The organism is Amycolatopsis sp. NPDC050768, assembly GCF_040654155.1.
GTDB lineage: Bacteria > Actinomycetota > Actinomycetes > Mycobacteriales > Pseudonocardiaceae > Amycolatopsis.
Window position 1 is genome coordinate 392,824 of the sequence record NZ_JBFAHL010000002.1, and the last position, 16,634, is coordinate 409,457.

Genomic DNA, 16,634 nt, shown 5'->3' on the forward strand with positions numbered 1-16,634 from the left:
CGCACTTTGGACACCCCGATCAGGTCAGCAAGAGCTTCGCGATCCGCCGCGTCGACCCCCACACGCCGATCGCCGCGAGCACCAGCAGGTAGGCGAGGTTGCCCGCCATGCTCCACGAGAAGAAGCCCGTGGCGAGGCCGCGCATGAGCTCGATGCCGTGGTACAGCGGGAAACAGCGGACCAGCCACTGCAGTGCCTCGGGGTAGACCGTGATCGGGAAGAACGTGGTGGAGAACAGGAACATCGGCATCAGCACGAGCTGGATGTAGTCGAACTGCGACGTCGACTTCAGGTAGCTCACGAGCGTGATGCTGATGGCCGAGAACGCGAACGACACCAGCAGCGCCACCGGCAGGAGCAGCAGCGCCCACCACGACGTGAGCAGTCCCATCGCGCCCGTGACGGCCATGAACGCCACCGAGTACAGCCCGCCGCGCAGCATGGCCCAGCCGATCTCCCCCAGCGCGACGTCGAGCGGGCCGATGGGCGTGGCGAGCATGGCGTCGTACGTCTTCGCGTAGCGCAGCTTGAAGAACAGGTTGTACGTGCTCTCGAACACGGCCCCGTTCATCGCCGACGACGCCAGCAGCGCGGGCGCCACGAACGCGACGTAGCTCATCGGCCGCCCGTCGGGCCCCGGCACGGTCTGGACCAGTTTGCCGAACCCGACCTGGAACGCGAGCAGGTAGAACAACGGCTCCAGCGCGCCGGACAGCAGGATCGTCCACGACCGCCCGTAGACGGTGACCGCCCGCTCGATCAACGCGCCGGCGCGCCCGCTGTACATGCCGGGCGGCAGCACGCGGATGAGCAGCCCGCGGCGCCGCGGGATCTCGGGTGCACGGAGGTCGGTCATCACGCCACCAGCCGGCGGTAGAACCAGCGGTGGGCCAGCGCCCAGCCCACCACGACGAGAGCCACCAGGTACGCCACGTGCCCGAGCACCGCGAGCCCGCCGACGCCGCCGAGCGTGCCGGCCCGCGCGAGCTGCGTGCCGTGCCACAGCGGCGACAGCCACGCGAGCCACCGCAGGTACAGCGGGATCTGGGTGATCGGGAAGAACGTGCCCGAGAACAACGTCATCGGCATCACCACGAAGCGGAACAGCAGCCCGAAGCGCTGGCCCTCGTCGAACGTCTTCGCGGCGAGCGCTGTCATCGGGGCTGCGCAGGCGAGGCCGGTGAGCGTGCCGACGAGGACCACCAGGACCGCGCCGAAGTTCTGCCACGCGCCGAAGAACACGGCGATCACCGCGTAGATCGCGCCCGCGAGGGTGATTTTCAGCGCGGCCCAGATGAAGTGCGCGCCGACGAGCTGGCCGGCGGACACGGGCGTCGCCGTGACCGCCAAGTAGTCCTTCTGCCACTTGAAGCCCGACAGCACCGGGTACGTCGAGTCGCCGACGCCGAGCTGGGCCGCGCCCGCCACGAGCAACGCCGGGGCGACGTACACGAGGTACGACACGCCGCCCGTCGCCGGGCCCGCCTGCACCTGGGAGCCGAAGCCGAGGCCCATGGCGGCCAGGAAGAGCACCGGTTGCAGGCCCGTGGAGTACAACGTGCTCACCCAGTGGCGCCGGTACCACATCCAGTGGCCCTCGACGCGCAGCCACGCGCCGCGCCAAGGACCGACAACGCGGCCGGTCGAAGACACCGTCATCAATCCACCAACGTCCGGCCGGTCAACCGCAGGAAGACGTCCTCCAGCGAACTGCGCCGCACCAGGCTCGACACCGGGCGCAGGCCGCGTTCGTGGGCGCGCTCGAGCGTGGCCTCGCCCGTCATCGTGTACAGCAGCACGCGGTCGGGCAGGACCTCGACGCGCTCGGCCAGATCCTCGACCGCCGAAGCCGCGGTCTGCTGTTCGCCCGGCGCGAAGCGCAGCTCCACGACCTCTCGGGTGGAGTAGCGCGCGATCAGCTCCGCCGGCGAGCCCTCGGCGGCGATCCGGCCGCCGTCCATGACGACGAGCCTGTCGCAGAGCTGTTCTGCTTCATCCATGTAATGCGTCGTGACGATGAGCGTGGTGCCGCGCGCCTTGAGCCGGAACAGGCGGTCCCACAGCAGGTGCCGGGCTTGCGGGTCGAGGCCCGTGGTGGGTTCGTCGAGCAGCAGCAGCTCCGGGTCGTTCACGAGCGAGCGCGCGATCGTCAGCCGTCGCTTCATGCCGCCGGAGAGCGAGTCGACGGGTTGCTCCGCCCGGTCGCTCAGCTGCGCGAACTCCATCAGCTCCTCGGCCTTGGCCCGCACGTGCGCCCGTGAGAGGCCGAAATACCGGCCGTAGAGCTGCAGGTTCTGCCGCACGGTGAGCTCGACGTCGAGGTTGTCCTCCTGCGGCACCACGCCCAGGCGCGCGCGGATGCGCGGCCCGTCGACGTCCGGGTCCATGCCCAACACGCGCAGGTCACCGTCGGTGCGCGGCGACACGCACGCGATCATCCGCATCGTCGACGACTTCCCGGCGCCGTTGGGTCCGAGGAAGCCGAACGCCTCCCCCGGCCGCACCTCGACGTCGATGCCGCGCACCGCTTCGAACTCACCGAACCGCTTCACCAGTGCCTTCGCCTGCACCAGTGCCGGTTCCGCCGTTGCCTCTGCCACGCATGCGACACTAGGCGTGGGCACCGACAGTTTTCGACCGGTTTCCCGATCGGTCAGCGGACGGTGACCGTCAGATCCCGCGAAACGCCGTTCACCGTCACGGAAATCCGCGCGACACCCGGGTGCAACGCGGTCAGCACGCCGCTCGCCGTGTCGTAGGACACCACGTCCCACGGGGCCGGACGCCCCGCGCCGACGTGCGCGAAGAAGCCGCTCCAGTCCGCGCTCACCGGGTACGCGACCGGCACGGCCCGGCCGGCCTGCCTGAGCGTCGCGGTCAGCTGCGCCTTCGCGCCCCACCGCAGCGAAGCGGGACCGGACAGCGTCAGCGCGTCGACGTTCGGCCGAGTCTCGAAGCGCACCGGCTGGTCCTTCGCCGACGGGTCGACGCGCACCAGCGTCCAGCCGACGAACCCGCCGCCACCCGGCGCGGCCGCGGGCGTCTTGCCCGAGTTGCCGTTGACCAGGTACGGCACGCCGTCCGTGCGCGACAGGCTGAACACGCCGGCGTGCGACGCGATCGCGGCCGCCTGCTTGCCCGAGGACTGCTCGAAGCCGGTGAGCCACGTCTGCAGCAGGTCGGCTTCCTTGCGGTCGCCCAGCTGCGAGTTGCCGGTGGGGCTCGGGTCCTTCACCGGGTGGTGCATCGCGACGACGACGCCGCGGATCGACCGGTCGCGGGCGGCGCCGTCGAGCGCGTCGCGCAGCATCCGCACCTGGTCGAACCCGCCGGCGCGCAGCGAGCCGCGCGAGGAGTCCATGAGCACGAGCCGGATGCCGTGCACGTCCACGACCTGGTGGGTCACGCCGAACACGGCCTCGAAGTTGGCGAGCCCGTTGCCGCCCTCGGCTTCGTGGTTGCCGGGCACGTAGTACCACGGCACCTTGCCGTCGAGCTCCTCGGTGATCACCTTGCGCGCCAGCACGAAGTCGGGTGCGGTGCCGCGGTCGACGAGGTCGCCGTTGATCAGCACGAGGTCCGGTTTCGCGGCCACGGCCTCCCGCATCGCGCGGCGCGCCTGCGCCACCAGCGGGCCGTCGGGCGCATCGGCGGTGAACTGCGCGTCGCTGAGCACCGCGATCCGCAGGCCGCCGGTGCCGGGCGTGCCGTCGGTGACCAGGGCGGGGTCGTGCTCGGCCGGATCGGCGGGCACGGACGTGGACGGCGCGACCTCGAAGGTGAGGTCGTCGAACACGAGGTGGCCCTCGTACTGCTGGTCCGGCACGTTCTCCACGGCGTAGAAGCGCGTGAGGCGCTGGCCGTCCGGCAGCCCGGCCGGCACGGCGGCGGTGACGTACTTCCAGCCCGTCCAGTCGACGCTGAGCGAGAGGTCCACAATGGACGCCACGTTGGCCGCGTCGCGCAGTTCCGCGCGCAGCCAGGCGCCCTTGCCGTCGCCGTCGACCCACAGGCCGATCTTCTGCGACCCGGCCGGCACGGGCAACGGCGTCGCGGCGGTCACGTACGCGGCGCGCGTGGCCGTGGTGCCGGTGAGGCGATAGTCGAGCGCGAGGCCCTGCCCGCCGTCACGTCCTTCGGCCGGCGACAACGCGGCTCCGACCACAGCCGGGTACACGCTGGCACTCCAGCCGGCGGGACCGTCCAAAGGAGACGCCACCTGCGGCTCGGTGCCCACCGAAGCGGCCAGGTGCTCGGTCAGCCCGCCCGCGTGCACCGTGATCGCCGAGGCGCCCGAAGCGGCCTTCGCAGTGACCTCGAACCCGTCGGCGGCAGGCTTCACGTCCACCACGGCGGGGTCGTAGTCGAGCTGCACGTCGCGCGGTTCCACCCAGGTGCCGTAGCCGTCGGCGTCGTAGCCGTAGACCTGGAACGAGCTGTGCGCGCCCGCACCGGACAGCGCGACCTGTGCGGTGCTCGTGCCCAGCCGCACCGGTGTGCCGAGCACCGACGCGGTCGTCTTGCCGGAAGCCTTGCCGTCGCGGGCGACCACGGAGATGTCTTCGCGCGCTTCCGGATGCTGCCGGTCGGCGTGGGCGGTGAGCACGTTGTCCGTCACGGTGGCGCGGCCCGCGTCCGACGTGTTCCACCGCGGGTGCGCCGCGACGGCCGCGCCGGTCTCGTCGTGGCCGTCGGCGACGAGCACGCGCGACAGTCCGGAAAGGACTCGGGTGGCGTTCTTCGTGTTCTGCGCGGGAGCCGGCGCGAAGCCGGTCAGCCGGCCGCTGCCGGGCCCGGTCTTGATGCCGATCCCGTTGGGCACCAGCCGTTCCGCGCCGTCCGACGGGGCGTTGCGCACGCTCGGCGCGGCCTCACCCTCACCGCGCGCGAGCAGCGTGGAGGAGCCGCCGCCGTCGAGGTTGATGGCGTCGTCGGCACCCAGGGCCTTGAGGCGCCGGCCCAGCTCGGCCTCGGTCATGCCGCGGCTGTCGGCCTGCCGGCCGTCGACCGTCATGAGCCACAGGTGCTTGCCGTCGGCGGAAAAGCCGACGCCGGTGCGCGGGGCGAGCGTGGTGTCGTCGACCGGCTGCAGCTGGCCGTCCTTCAGCAACGCTTCGTTGCCGCCGACGGCCACGGCGATCTTCCCGGCGTCCGAGCGCGGCGCGTACGAGACGCCGACGCGGTCGCCGGCCTTCAGCGCGGAAAGCGTGTCCGCGCCTGTTTCCCGGCCCAGCAGCAGTGTGCTGCCCGCGGGAATCGGCCCGTCGGCCGGCTGTGTACGCACCTGCGTGACCACGCCGTCGCGCACCTCGACTTCGGCCACCCGCGCGGCGCCGGCCACCGAAGTCGCGCGCGCCGAAGCACCCCACAGCGGCGTGTAGACGCCGAGCGCGTCCTTGCCCAGCACGGGGCTGTTGAAGTTCGTGGCGGGCACGCTGCGCCCGTCCGGCAGCTGCACCGACGCTTCGAGGAAGACGTCGGCCAGCTTCGCGCGGCCCTCGTCGGTGATCGCGGCGGTGGTGTTGTGCCCTGCGGCCGGCGCGGTCTGCAGCTGCCCGTCGGAAACGCCGACGCCCTCGGGCGCGCCGGTGGCGTTGATGTCGAAGAAGTCGCCGTTGACGCCGGCCACCGCGCCGGTGCGCGCCACCTGCTGCGACAGCGGCGTGCGGGCGGAAACCGTGCCAGGGCTCAGGTACGTGGGCTTGAGGACCTTGCTGGTGAGGTCGACGCTCAGTGTGTCACCGCGGATCCAGCCGGCCGGGTCGAAGCGGTCGAATTGCGTGAGCTGCAGGCCGGGCGCGATGGCCGAGGTGGCGCTGCTGGTCTCGAGGCCGTCGTCGGTCGTCGCCGCGGCCGTGACCGGCGCTTCGCGGGCCGAGGACGCCGCGGGCGCGCCTTCAACCGGCCGCGTGCCGAGTGGCGCGGCGAGCGGATCGCCGTAGGCAGGCGCGGTGACGGCGGTGGCGAACAGTGCGCAAAGGGCGCAAAGCAGCACGGAGCGTGACTTCTTCACCAGGTACCCCAGTATCGAGTGAGTGACTTCGCCCAGCAAAGTGGAGCAGCCCGGCCGGCGGAAGGATTCAGGGTGAACGCCGCCTGAATGGCTCAGAACGGGCGGTTCCGGTCAGGGGGTCAGCGGCGCTTTCAGGAAGGCGCGCGCCAGCTCCTCGTCGCCCGTGACGCGCGGCGTGACCTCGCCGCGCTTCCACAGCAGCGTCAGCAGCTCCTGCGCGCTCGCCTCGACGGTGGCGGCGGCCTCGCCTTCGCCCACCGCGGGCGGCTCCCCCGGCACGACCGTCCACTCGTGCCCGGTGTCGGTGGCCCTCAGCGTGATCGGCTCGGGCAGCGGCGGCACGGCGTGCCAGCGGGTGACGCGCGACAGGAGTGCGGTGAGCACCTCGTCGACGCCATCGGCGGCCACGACGGGGTCGAGGACCGGTGTGGTGCCCGCGCAGCCGTGGAGGTCGATCAGGTGCACGGCCGTCTCGTGCAGCTGGCGGCGGAACCAGAACGTCTTGGTCTTCGGGGTGCCGCCGAAGTGCCAGCACTTCTCGGCGGGGTCGGCCGCTTCGAGGGCGGTGAGCAGCATCGCGGCGCTCTCGGCGTACCACGCGGCGAGGTCGCCGGGTTCGTCCGCGGCGGACAGTTTCTGCGGCTCGCCGGTGCGCACGATCTCCGCCGCCCAGCGGTGGATGCCGCCGAGGTGGGTCACGAGGTCGGCGCGTGTCCAGCCGGCGCAGTCCGGCACCGGCGCGCTCGCTTCACCGGAGTTCGCGGCCTCGGCGAACTCGGCCGTGAGCGCGCGCAGGCTCGCCAGATAGTCCTCGGCGGACAGAGTCATGACACCTCGAAAGTGTTGGCGGAAACGGGAAAAGCCGGGGCGGAGCCACTCGGCCCCACCCCGGCTTTCAAGCCCGGCTCACAGGTCCGGGAACCACAGCTTCAGCTCACGCTCGGCCGACTCCGGGGAGTCGGAGCCGTGCACCAGGTTGAACTGGGTCTCCAGCGCGAAGTCGCCGCGCAGGGTGCCCGGCGTGGCCTTCTCGACCGGGTCGGTGCCGCCGGCCAGCTGGCGGAACGCGGCGATGGCGCGCGGCCCCTCCACGGCGATCGCGACGAGCGGACCCGACGTGATGAACTCCAGCAGGTCGCCGAAGAACGAACGTTCCTTGTGCTCGGCGTAGTGCTCCTCGGCCAGCGAGCGCTCGACGGTGCGCAGCTCGAGGGCGGCCAGCTTCAGGCCCTTGCGCTCGATGCGCGAGACGACCTCGCCGACGAGGCCGCGCGCGACGCCATCGGGCTTGACGAGGACCAGCGTGCGTTCAGTCACGACGGTGTTTCTCCTTGTGCGGATTCGTGTTATCGGGCGCGAGCCTAGCCGATCCGCGCGTGCGGCCGGTTTCGGCGGGGTCAGCGGCCCTGCGGGTGCAGGGTCTTGGACCACAGGGACTTGCCTTCCGCGTCGCGCAGGTCGACGCGCAGGTCGCCGCTGCCGCCGTCGACGTTCAGCTCGCCGAAGTGCTGGAACCCTTGCGCGGGCGAGGAGTTCTGCGTCGTCGGCGCGTGGACGAACACCGCTTCCGGGCCGAAGGTCGGGTCGAGGGCGCTGGGCCCGAACGCGCCGGCGTTGAGCGGCCCGGACACGAACTCCCAGAACGGGTCGAAGTCCTTGAAGGCCGCACGGTCGGGCGAGTAGTGGTGCGCGGCGGAGTAGTGGACGTCGGCGGTCAGCCACACGACGTTGCGCACGCGCCGACGCGAGATCTCGCGCAGCACCCAGGCCAGCTCCGTCTCACGACCACCGGGCGCGCCCGGCCGGTTGTTGGCGACGGCCTCGATGGCCGTGCCGTCCGGGACCACGAGGCCGATCGGCATGTCCGCCTGCACGATCTTCCACGTCGCGGTGCTGCGGTCCAGCGCGTCGGCGAGCCAGCGAGCCTGCTTGTCGCCGAGGATGTAGCCGGGCTTGGTCTGGTCCGCGGTGTTGGCGTTGCGGTAGGTGCGCATGTCGAGCACGAACACCTCGACGCGGCTGCCGTAGCGGAAGCTGCGGTACACCCGCCCGTCGACGGCCCGGCGGCTGTCGATGGGGTGCCACTCGTGAAAGGCCTGGTACGCGCGCGGGGCCAGGACGTCGAGGCGCTTCTCGGTGTATTCGGGGCGGTCGTTGAGGACTTCGCCGGGATACCAGTTGTTGAGCACCTCGTGGTCGTCCCACTGGACGTAGCTGGGGACCTGCGCGGCGAAGCGCAGGAAGTTCTTGTCGAGGCGGTTGTAGGAGTGCTGGCCGCGGTACTCGTCGAGGGTCTCGGCGACCTTTGCCTTCTCCGGCGTGACGATGTTGTGCCAGGTGCCGCCGTCGCCGGGCAGTGTGACGGTCTCGGTGAGCGGCCCGTCGGCGTAGACCGTGTCGCCGCTGTGCAGGAACAGGTCGGGGCGGCGGTCGGCCATGGCGGAGAAGATGGTCATGCCGCCGAACGCGGGGTTGATGCCGTAGTTCTGGCCCGCGACGTCGCCGCTCCACAGGATGCGCGTGTCGTGGCGGCCGACGGGCGCCGTCGAGAACCGGCCGGCGACGGGCTCGCTGGAGGTGCGGCCGTCGAGGTCCACGGCCGTGACGCGGTAGTGGTACTCGGTCCCGGGCTGCAGCCCGGCGACGCGCACCTTGCCGGTGCCGCCGGTGTCGGGCGTGGTGATGTCCCCGGTGACTCTGCGAGCGTGCCGGAAGGATTCGTCGCGCGCGATCTCGGCGATCAGCCGCGCCGGCCGGTCGGCCCGCGACCAGATGATGCCGGAACCAGTGGTGACATCGCCGGACGCGACGCCGTGCGTGAGCACCGGGCGCGCGCGGCGCACCAGCGGCGCGGCGGACACGCTCTCGGGCAGGAGCAACGCCCCGCCGACAACGGCCGACGCGGCGAAACCGGCCTTGAACAGGGTGCGGCGGGAGTGGGTCGATTCGGTCATGCCGGACGTTCTATCCGGTTCCGACGGCTCTCCGGACAACTCCTGGCGACGCGGTGGTGAACTGGGTCAGCGCTGTGGCGTGCCCGACGGGATAGGGTCGGCGAGGATGGCTGCCTTCGATCCAAGCGCTGAGCTCTCCGGGGAACTGGATTTCTGGCTGCTCCGGAACACGTGCGTCGCGCTGTTCTGGGATCCCGCGGTCTTGGCCACCACGACCACGTGGCTGGCCGACCACGGCTACCGGATCGTCGAGATCGACACCGGCGGGTGGACGCGGGAGGCGGACCTCCACCGGGACATCGCCAGTGCAGTGGACTTCCCGGAGTACTACGACGACAACCTCGACGGCCTTGACGACTTCATGGGCGACATCGCCTCGGGTGACCACGCCCCTGACCTCGCTGCGGCCGGGTTCGTGCTCGTCCTGCGGCACTACGACAAGTTCGCCGCCGTGCAGCGCCATCTAGCCCACGCGGTGCTGGACATTTTCGCCAGGCAAGCGCGCAGCGCCCTGCTGTTCGGTCACCGGATGATGTGTCTGGTGCAGTCCGATGACCCGGGGCTGAGCTTTCCCGCCGTCGGAGCGCTGCCGGTCGAGTGGAACGACGCGGAGGAGCCGGACTCCCTACGCGGGGTGTAGCTGCCTCAGCGCTGCTGCTGCGAAGAAGACTGCTGCTGACTCGGCAACGTCCCCGCCGCCATCCGGCGCGCGACTTCGCGGCGCAGGTACAAGAACCACACGAACGCGGCCAAGAACAGCACCCCGATGATCGCGATCGCCGGCAACACGAACGCCATCGCGATCAGCGCGACCTGCAACACCAGCACCACGGGCACCGCCCAGACGTGCTTGAGCAGGCCGCACAACACGAGCAGCGCCACGGCGATACCGATGACCGTCCAGCCTGTCGCCGAGGTGATGCCGCCGCCGAGTTTGTTGACGACGGGCAGGGCGAGGGCGACCGTGATGGCTTCCATGATCAGCGTGCCCGAGAGGACGCCGCGGAAGCCCTTCATCGGGTCCTTGGGAGGAGGCGGGGGCGTCTCGCTCATACCGGTTCCTTCCCGAACAGGGTGCGGGCCTCGCCCGCGGTGACGACGGAGCCGGTGACCAGCACACCGCCGCCGGCGAGGGGTTCCTCCGGGTCGTCGGACTGCTCGACGAGGCCGATGGCCGTCTCGACGGCCGTCTCCAGGTCGGGCTCGGCGAGCACACGGTCCTCGCCGAAGATGGAGATGGCGAGCTCGTTGAGGTCTTCCAGCTCCATCGACCGCGGGGCCGAGTTGCGCGTGACCACGATGTCCGACACCACGGGCTCGAGCGCGTCGAGGATGCCGCGCGCGTCCTTGTCCGCCATCACCGCGACGACCGCGACCAGGCGGCGGAACGCGAACTCGTCGGTGACGGTGGTGGCCAGCGCCTGGGCGCCCATGGGGTTGTGCGCCGCGTCGAGCAGCACGGTCGGGGCGGCGCGCACGCGCTCCAGCCGGCCCGGGTTCTCGACCTCGGCGAAGGCCTCGCGCACGGCTTCGAGCACGAGCTGACGCTCCTGGCCCGCACCGAAGAACGCCTCGACGGACGCGAGCGCGAGCGCGGCGTTGGCCGCCTGGTGGGCGCCGTGCAGGGGCAGGAAGATCTCGTCGTACACGCCGCCGAGGCCCTGCAGTTTCAGCATCTGCCCGCCCACGGCGACCTCGCGCTCGAGCACGCCGAACTCGCTGCCCGCGCGCGCCACCGCGGCGTCGACGTCGACCGCGCGCTTGAGCAGCACGTTGAGCACGTCGGGGTCCTGCTCGGCGATCACGGCGACGGAGCCGGGCTTGATGATCCCGGCCTTCTCTCGCGCCGCGTCGACGGCCGTCGGGCCGAGGTACTCGGTGTGGTCGAGGCCGATGGGGGTGATCACGGCGACGTCGGCGTCGGCGACGTTCGTGGCGTCCCACGCGCCGCCCATGCCCGCCTCGATCACGGCGGCCTCCACGGGCGCGTCGGAGAACGCGGCGAACGCCATGCCGGTGAGCACCTCGAACTTGCTCATCGCCACGCCGTCCTCGCTCGCGGCGTCGACCATGTTCACGTACGGCGCGACGTCGCGGAACAGGTCCACGTAGTGCGCGGCCGAGATCGGGTGCCCGTCGAGCGCTATGCGCTCCGTGACGAGCTGCAGGTGCGGGCTCGTGTACCGCCCGACGCGCAGGCCCATGCGGGTGAGCAGCGCGTCGATCATGCGGCTGACCGAGCCCTTGCCGTTGGTCCCGGCGACGTGCAGCACGGGGTAGCCGCGGTTCGGCTCGCCCAGCAACGTGACCAGCGCCTGGATCCGCGCGAGGCTCGGCTCGATCTTCGTCTCGGGCCAGCGCTGGTTCAACTCCGCCTCGACGGCCATGAGCTCACGGCGGGCCTGGGGACCGTTGGGGTTCTGGGCCGGTTCGTCGATACCCTGGTCGTCGAGCTCGTGCAGCTCCGCGTCTTCGGCACCGAGGAGGTCCGGCACCGGCCCGGTCGCCAGGTTGTCGCCCAGCTGCCCGATGCCGCCGATCCCGCCGCGCGAACCACCGCCGACGGTGTACGCGGCGTCCGGCGCGTCCAGGTCGGGGTCGGTGTCGTCGGACTCGTCGTGCGCCCGGGCCCCCAGCTCGTCGACCCCGGCGAAACTGTCCGGGTCCGCGAGATCGGGCCGACCCTGGCCGGCCTCGTCGATCTCCTCGAACGGCCCCTGGCCGTCCGCCTCACCACGCGGCACGCAAACGCTCCCTCGACGACGGGCTTCACCTGACCAGACGAGTCTACGTGCGGTGAGTTGCCGGGCGTCGGGCCCGTGTCGGTAGTGGTGACCTGCGGGTTTCGGCCGTCGGCGGGGTCAGCTCGCGACGGGCCGCCCGCCCTCGCAGAACACGACCGTCGCACCGGCCCGCGCGGCGGCCAGCGCCACCCGCAGCCGACGCCCCAGCCCCGGATTCACCCGCGCGGCGGCTTCGTCGATCGGGAGCAGGCGGACCGGTGCGCCACGGCGTCTCGCCGGCCTCGCACGCGCCGCCCGGGATCTCCCAGTGGTCCTTGTAGGACGGCTCGACAACGAGCACCCGATCGGCGTCGTCGCGGATCAGCGTGCCGGCGGCGATCCGTTTGCGGTTGAGGGAGCGCGCGTACCGGCGTTCAGCACCCCGGCGGGCGGCGTTGCTGGTTAGGTCGGGACATGCCGTTCAACCACAACCACCGCTACCACCCCCTGCTGCTGAGCCTCGTGCCGCCAGAGGCGAAACGGGCGTTGGACGTCGGGTGCGGACAGGGGCGGTTCGCGCGGCGGCTGGCGGCGCGAGGGCTCGACGTGGACGCCGTGGACGTGTCCGAGGAGATGGTGCGGATCGCCGCCGCGCTGGGGTCGCCAGGGCCCGGACGGGTCAACGCGAGGAAAGGCGACATCGCGAACGACGACCTCGAACAGGACGCCTACGGCTTCATCTCCTGCATCGCCTCCCTCCACCACATGCCGTTCGACACCGTCACGAAGCTCCGCGACGCCCTGCAGCCCGGCGGAGTCCTCGCGGTCCTCGGACTCGCCCGCCCGAGCACCCCCGCCGACCACGCCGTCGAGCTCGCCTTCGCGCCGGTCAACGTGACCGCGCGGCTGGTCGTCGCGGTGGGAGAATGGCTGAACGGCGGCCCGGACCCGACGCCGAACGCACCCGTGGAAATGACGTTCCCGACCATGAACGAGCTCAGGCACCAAGCCCTGCAACGCCTCCCCGGCAGCACGATCCGGCGGCTCCCGTTCTGGCGGCACCTCCTGACCTACCGGAAACCGTTGGCCTGAACCGATTCCCGCCGCGTCACACCACTGGCGGGTGAATCCGCGGGGCGTCCACCCGAACGGCGGCAGGCAACCCGCGAAGAGCTGGCTAAACGTGAGGAGAGTCCGTGAATTCGGTTCGGAGAAACGGGGCCTTCGCATGCGTACCACCCGGCTCGTGTTCGCCGCGCTGGCGGCCGCAACAGCCGTCACGACAGTCACCGCCACCGCTGACGCCGCGCCTCGGCAGGAGCATTTCCGGCATTACGTCGCGCTGGGCGACTCGTATACCGCCGGGCCGCTGATCCCCACACAGCGGCTGGATCCGCTGGGGTGCGCGAGAAGTTCGTCGAACTACCCGGCGATCCTGGCGTCCGCGCTGCGTGTGGGCACCTACACCGACGTCAGCTGTTCGGGCGCGGACACGTCGAACATGACGGCCACCCAAAGCGTGCCGCTGGGCGTGAACGCGCCGCAGTTTTCCGCGCTGCGCCTGGACACCGACCTCGTGACGCTCGGCATCGGCGGCAACGACTCCGGCGTCTTCGGCACGCTGATCGGCACGTGCCCGGCGCTGCGTTCGACCGACCCGAGCGGCAACCCGTGCGAGCGCCACTTCACGGCCGGCGGCGTGGATTCCATCAAGGCCGCGTTGAAGAACACGCAGCAGAGCATCCAGACGGTGCTGGCCGGCATCCACGTGCGGTCGCCGCACGCGAAGGTGCTCGCGATCGGGTACCCGCGCATCGCACCCGCGTCGGGCTACTGCCCGAGCGTGCTGCCCTTCGCCGACGGTGACTACGCCTGGCTGTCCAGTGTGGAGGAAGCCCTCGACACTGCGATCGAGAACGCCGTCGAAGCCGACGGCAACGCGTCCTATGTGGACACGTTCACTCCGTCGGCCGGCCACGACGCCTGCGCGCCCGATGGCGCGGCCTGGATCAACGGCCAGGACACCCTGCTGTTCACCGCCGCCGCCTACCACCCGCTGCCCGAAGGCATGGCGGGCCTCGCCGGGATCATCCACCGGCAGCTCGTCGGCTGACTCCCTGACCGAGAACGAGCGGGGGCGGCGGTCACCCGCCGGCCCCCGTCGCTCGCTCACGCCCCTCCCTCGGCATCGCAGAGTCTCGCAGCCGTCACACCGGAGTGCCAACTCAGGTTATTCGCTTGCCGAACGACACCAACTGAGATGAAAATCGGCAGGCGAGACCCGCGCCGACGACGACCGGCGCAGCCAGGACCGGGCCAGCACCCACCCCCAGTCAAGTGCCGGCCCGGCCCGCCTCGGCCTGGACCTCCTCGGCGTGACGCACGAAGTCCAGGAGCACCTTCGCGAACTCCCCCGGCAGCTCACCCGGCGCACCATGCCCGGCCGGCAGCTCGACGTGGTTCGCGTGCGGGATCGCGGCCAGCAGCTCCTGCTGCTGCGCCGCCTCGATCAACCGGTCGTACGCGCTGGAGAGCACCAAGTTCGGCGCCGTGATCGAGCCCAGCACCGGCTGGAGGTCGACGCCGCGGTCTGCCTCGATCTGCCGCGCCGTCCCGGGCTGGATCACCAGCTGCGCCACCAGTTCGTCGTTGGCGTCGGCCGTGGTCGTGGCCCAGTAGCCGGGCCCGAACGCCATCAGTGGCAGCATCCGCGCGAACACCTCGGCGCCGTGGTCGAGCAGCTCGAGCCAGTAGCGGAACTCGGCGTCCTGCCGCGTGTCGGTCTTCGGCCACGCGGCGTGGAGCACGGCGGAACGCACGCGCGCCGGGTGTGTGCCCGCCAGGTGCGCCGCCACCACCGCGCCGAGCGAATGACCGACGACGTGGAACGTGGTGAGGCCGGCGTCGTCCGCCGCGGCCAGCGCTTCGGCCGCGAGATCGGCGATCGAGACCGGGCCACCGTGGTCGACGGTGCCGCCGGAGCCGGAGAAATCGGGCGCGACGACCGTGAACGACTCGCGCGCGAGCTCGACCACCGGCGCCCACTGTTCGTGCGACGCCGCCGTGCCGTGCAGCAGCAGGAGCCCGGGACCGGAGCCGGTCGCGGCGTAGTGGACCTCGGCGGTTCCGCCGGTGAGGGTCACGGGAACCACGGTCACACCGCCACGCGCAGGCCCGCGAGCACGTCGCGCAGCACCGCGGTGAACGCGACGGGGTCCTCCTGGTGCGGCAGGTGCCCGCAGCCGGCGACCACGTGCACGCTCGCGGCGGGTGTGAGCGCGGCGCAGGTGCGCGCCACTGCCAGCGGGATCTGGAGGTCGAGCTCGCCGTGGACATACGCGATCGGCACGCTCAGCTCCGGCAGCCGCGGGCGCGGGTCCCACGTCGCCGACTCGCCGATGAGCGGGTCGATGTAGCCGGCGGAGTCGACGATCTGGCGGATCGTCCAGTCCACCAGCGCCGCGCTCGCTCCGGGCGCGCACCAGTTCGGCACCCAGCTCGCGACGAGGCCGGGCCGGTCGGCCAGCAGCGCCGCGGTGACCTCGTGGACCGTGTCGCGCATACCCTCCGACGGCCAGTACCCCGGGCCGTCCACCGCGACGACACCACCGACGAGGTCCGGCCGCGCCAGCGCGAGCTCGGTGCCGAACACCGAGCCCATCGACGAACCCACCACAGCGGGTTTTTCCAGCCCGAGCCCGGTGATCACCTCGACGAGGTCGGCCACGTTGCCGGCGATCGTGTTGCCGGCCGCAGGCCGGTCGGAGCGCCCGCACCCGCGCCAGTCGAGCGTGACCACGCGGTGGTCGCGGATCAGGTCGGGCAGCTGCGACTGCCAGACGCGGCCGCTCGTGCCCCAGCCGTGCAGCAGGAGTACGGCCGGGCCGTCGCCCTCGTCCTCGTAGTAGAGCCGCGTGCCCCGGACCTCGACGAATGCCATCGGATCTTCCTCTCTTCCGTTCGCCTTCGAGCCAACCGCGACGGCGCGCGGCGACCAACGACCAGTCCGCTCGTAGACTCATCACGAACGCTGATGAATGGGGCCGGGGATGGAGCTGCGTCAGCTGAGGTACTTCGTGGTCGTGGCCGAGGAGCTGCACTTCGGGCGCGCGGCCGAGCGCCTCCACATCGTGCAGCCGGCGGTGAGCCAGCAGGTGCGAAGGCTGGAGCGCTCACTCGGCACGGAGCTGTTCGAGCGGACCACTCGCACCGTCTCGTTGACCGAGGCAGGCGAGCGGTTCCTGCCGCACGCGCGGGCCGTGCTCGCCGCCGCCGAGCGCGCGGCGGACGCCGTGGCCGATTTCCGCGCCGAACGCGCCCGCCTCGTGCGGCTGGGCACCAGCGATGGCCTCGGCGACCGTCTCGACGGCTTCCTCTCCGCGTTCACGCGCCTCGCCCCGGACGCCCAGCTGGAGCTCGTGCACGCCCCCACCCCCGCCCGCCTCCGGCAAGTCCGCGAGGGCGCCCTCGACGCCGCCTTCCTCCGCGGCGACTGGCCCGCCGACCGCCTCGACCTGACTCCCTTGTGGACGGACGAGGTGCTCGTCGCGCTTCCCGCCACGCACCCGCTGGCTTCACGCGACACCGTCGACTTCGCCGACCTCGCACCGTTGCCCCTGCGCCTGAGCTCCCCCGAACGCAACCGGCCGCTCCACGACCTGGTGCTCGCGTCCTGCCGCGAGGCCGGCTTCGAACCGGTGCTGGGCAAGGAGTTCACGAACGCCCAGGACACCCTCGGCACGCTCGGCCTTGGCCGTCCCCAGTGGACGGTCTTCTACCGCGCCCACGCCAACCTGCTGCCCGTACCGGGCGTCGCCTTCCGCTCTCTGCGCAACCCGACCCCGGTGATGCCCACCTACCTCGCCACCTCAGCCGGCCGCCGGCTGCGGCCGGAAGTGCTGGCGCTCATCGAGGCGGGCCGCGAACTCGGCTGAAACGCAAAGT

Annotated in this window: 16 protein-coding genes; 4 read left to right on the forward strand and 12 right to left on the reverse strand. The window is 71.6% G+C overall.

All coding sequences use genetic code 11. The features are described from left to right. Nucleotides 1-19 precede the first annotated feature (19 nt). From AB0H62_RS09095 to AB0H62_RS09125, 7 genes are all read right to left on the reverse strand, one after another. The gene (locus tag AB0H62_RS09095) at nucleotides 20-856 is read right to left on the reverse strand and encodes an ABC transporter permease (protein ID WP_360585108.1); all 837 of its coding nucleotides are present in this window, start codon (nucleotides 854-856) and stop codon (nucleotides 20-22) included. Continuing rightward, nucleotides 856-1,659 (reverse strand): ABC transporter permease, encoded by an 804-nt coding sequence (locus AB0H62_RS09100; RefSeq protein ID WP_220242886.1) that lies wholly within the window; start codon nucleotides 1,657-1,659, stop codon nucleotides 856-858. The genes AB0H62_RS09095 and AB0H62_RS09100 overlap by 1 nt, the downstream gene beginning before the upstream one ends. Continuing rightward, entirely contained in the window at nucleotides 1,659-2,600 is a 942-nt protein-coding gene (locus AB0H62_RS09105; RefSeq protein WP_220242887.1) for an ABC transporter ATP-binding protein, read from the reverse strand. The genes AB0H62_RS09100 and AB0H62_RS09105 overlap by 1 nt, the downstream gene beginning before the upstream one ends. Nucleotides 2,601-2,653: 53 nt before the next feature. Beyond that, nucleotides 2,654-6,013: a phosphodiester glycosidase family protein gene (locus tag AB0H62_RS09110; RefSeq protein WP_360585110.1), complete on the reverse strand. Its 3,360-nt coding sequence runs from the start codon at nucleotides 6,011-6,013 to the stop codon at nucleotides 2,654-2,656. 111 nt (nucleotides 6,014-6,124) lie between these two features. Further along, complete coding sequence (locus AB0H62_RS09115; protein ID WP_360585112.1) at nucleotides 6,125-6,841, reverse strand: maleylpyruvate isomerase family mycothiol-dependent enzyme; 717 nt, start codon at nucleotides 6,839-6,841, stop codon at nucleotides 6,125-6,127. A 78-nt stretch (nucleotides 6,842-6,919) separates the two neighbouring features. Continuing rightward, a complete protein-coding gene (gene ndk / locus AB0H62_RS09120; protein ID WP_220242889.1) occupies nucleotides 6,920-7,330 on the reverse strand; it encodes a nucleoside-diphosphate kinase in 411 nt (136 codons plus the stop codon). An 80-nt stretch (nucleotides 7,331-7,410) separates the two neighbouring features. Next, nucleotides 7,411-8,967 carry an alkaline phosphatase D family protein gene (locus AB0H62_RS09125; protein WP_360585114.1) on the reverse strand — a complete coding sequence of 519 codons (1,557 nt, stop codon included), beginning with the start codon at nucleotides 8,965-8,967 and terminating at the stop codon, nucleotides 7,411-7,413. Between the two features lie 106 nt (nucleotides 8,968-9,073). Between AB0H62_RS09125 and AB0H62_RS09130 the strand changes: the two genes are divergently transcribed. Further along, complete coding sequence (locus AB0H62_RS09130; RefSeq protein WP_360585116.1) at nucleotides 9,074-9,607, forward strand: barstar family protein; 534 nt, start codon at nucleotides 9,074-9,076, stop codon at nucleotides 9,605-9,607. A gap of 5 nt (nucleotides 9,608-9,612) precedes the next feature. On the opposite strand, the gene AB0H62_RS09135 is transcribed toward AB0H62_RS09130, so the two are convergent. The 3 genes from AB0H62_RS09135 to AB0H62_RS09145 all read right to left on the reverse strand — a co-directional run bounded on the left by AB0H62_RS09135 (nucleotide 9,613) and on the right by AB0H62_RS09145 (nucleotide 12,051). Then, entirely contained in the window at nucleotides 9,613-10,020 is a 408-nt protein-coding gene (locus AB0H62_RS09135; protein WP_360585118.1) for a DUF4233 domain-containing protein, read from the reverse strand. After that, nucleotides 10,017-11,669 (reverse strand): folylpolyglutamate synthase/dihydrofolate synthase family protein, encoded by a 1,653-nt coding sequence (locus AB0H62_RS09140; RefSeq protein WP_360585400.1) that lies wholly within the window; start codon nucleotides 11,667-11,669, stop codon nucleotides 10,017-10,019. Before AB0H62_RS09140 ends, AB0H62_RS09135 begins: the two co-directional genes overlap by 4 nt. Nucleotides 11,670-11,754: 85 nt before the next feature. Further along, entirely contained in the window at nucleotides 11,755-12,051 is a 297-nt protein-coding gene (locus AB0H62_RS09145) for a hypothetical protein (RefSeq protein WP_360585120.1), read from the reverse strand. 113 nt (nucleotides 12,052-12,164) lie between these two features. Between AB0H62_RS09145 and AB0H62_RS09150 the strand changes: the two genes are divergently transcribed. Together AB0H62_RS09150 and AB0H62_RS09155 are read left to right on the forward strand one after the other, a co-directional pair. Continuing rightward, nucleotides 12,165-12,782: a class I SAM-dependent methyltransferase gene (locus AB0H62_RS09150; RefSeq protein WP_360585122.1), complete on the forward strand. Its 618-nt coding sequence runs from the start codon at nucleotides 12,165-12,167 to the stop codon at nucleotides 12,780-12,782. Nucleotides 12,783-12,918: 136 nt separating this feature from the next. Continuing rightward, nucleotides 12,919-13,803 (forward strand): SGNH/GDSL hydrolase family protein, encoded by an 885-nt coding sequence (locus AB0H62_RS09155; RefSeq protein WP_360585124.1) that lies wholly within the window; start codon nucleotides 12,919-12,921, stop codon nucleotides 13,801-13,803. Nucleotides 13,804-14,023: 220 nt separating this feature from the next. Here the strand turns inward: AB0H62_RS09155 and AB0H62_RS09160 are convergent, their stop codons facing one another. Both AB0H62_RS09160 and AB0H62_RS09165 read right to left on the reverse strand, forming a co-directional pair. Beyond that, nucleotides 14,024-14,833 (reverse strand): alpha/beta hydrolase, encoded by an 810-nt coding sequence (locus tag AB0H62_RS09160; protein ID WP_360585126.1) that lies wholly within the window; start codon nucleotides 14,831-14,833, stop codon nucleotides 14,024-14,026. Between the two features lie 11 nt (nucleotides 14,834-14,844). After that, nucleotides 14,845-15,630 (reverse strand): alpha/beta hydrolase, encoded by a 786-nt coding sequence (locus tag AB0H62_RS09165; RefSeq protein WP_360585128.1) that lies wholly within the window; start codon nucleotides 15,628-15,630, stop codon nucleotides 14,845-14,847. Nucleotides 15,631-15,739: 109 nt separating this feature from the next. On the opposite strand from AB0H62_RS09165, the gene AB0H62_RS09170 reads away from it, so the two are divergent. Then, the gene (locus AB0H62_RS09170; RefSeq protein WP_360585130.1) at nucleotides 15,740-16,624 is read left to right on the forward strand and encodes a LysR substrate-binding domain-containing protein; all 885 of its coding nucleotides are present in this window, start codon (nucleotides 15,740-15,742) and stop codon (nucleotides 16,622-16,624) included. Nucleotides 16,625-16,634 lie beyond the last annotated feature (10 nt).

Bases quoted from the DNA above. Each gene is read 5' to 3' on its own strand.
- AB0H62_RS09100 (WP_220242886.1), bottom strand. From the start codon at position 1,659: ATGACGGTGTCTTCGACCGGCCGCGTTGTCGGTCCTTGGCGCGGCGCG.
- AB0H62_RS09170 (WP_360585130.1), top strand. From the start codon at position 15,740: ATGGAGCTGCGTCAGCTGAGGTACTTCGTGGTCGTGGCCGAGGAGCTG.
- AB0H62_RS09165 (WP_360585128.1), bottom strand. From the start codon at position 15,630: ATGGCATTCGTCGAGGTCCGGGGCACGCGGCTCTACTACGAGGACGAG.
- AB0H62_RS09115 (WP_360585112.1), bottom strand. From the start codon at position 6,841: ATGACTCTGTCCGCCGAGGACTATCTGGCGAGCCTGCGCGCGCTCACG.
- AB0H62_RS09125 (WP_360585114.1), bottom strand. From the start codon at position 8,967: ATGACCGAATCGACCCACTCCCGCCGCACCCTGTTCAAGGCCGGTTTC.
- AB0H62_RS09130 (WP_360585116.1), top strand. From the start codon at position 9,074: ATGGCTGCCTTCGATCCAAGCGCTGAGCTCTCCGGGGAACTGGATTTC.
- AB0H62_RS09095 (WP_360585108.1), bottom strand. From the start codon at position 856: ATGACCGACCTCCGTGCACCCGAGATCCCGCGGCGCCGCGGGCTGCTC.
- AB0H62_RS09155 (WP_360585124.1), top strand. From the start codon at position 12,919: ATGCGTACCACCCGGCTCGTGTTCGCCGCGCTGGCGGCCGCAACAGCC.
- AB0H62_RS09150 (WP_360585122.1), top strand. From the start codon at position 12,165: ATGCCGTTCAACCACAACCACCGCTACCACCCCCTGCTGCTGAGCCTC.
- AB0H62_RS09135 (WP_360585118.1), bottom strand. From the start codon at position 10,020: ATGAGCGAGACGCCCCCGCCTCCTCCCAAGGACCCGATGAAGGGCTTC.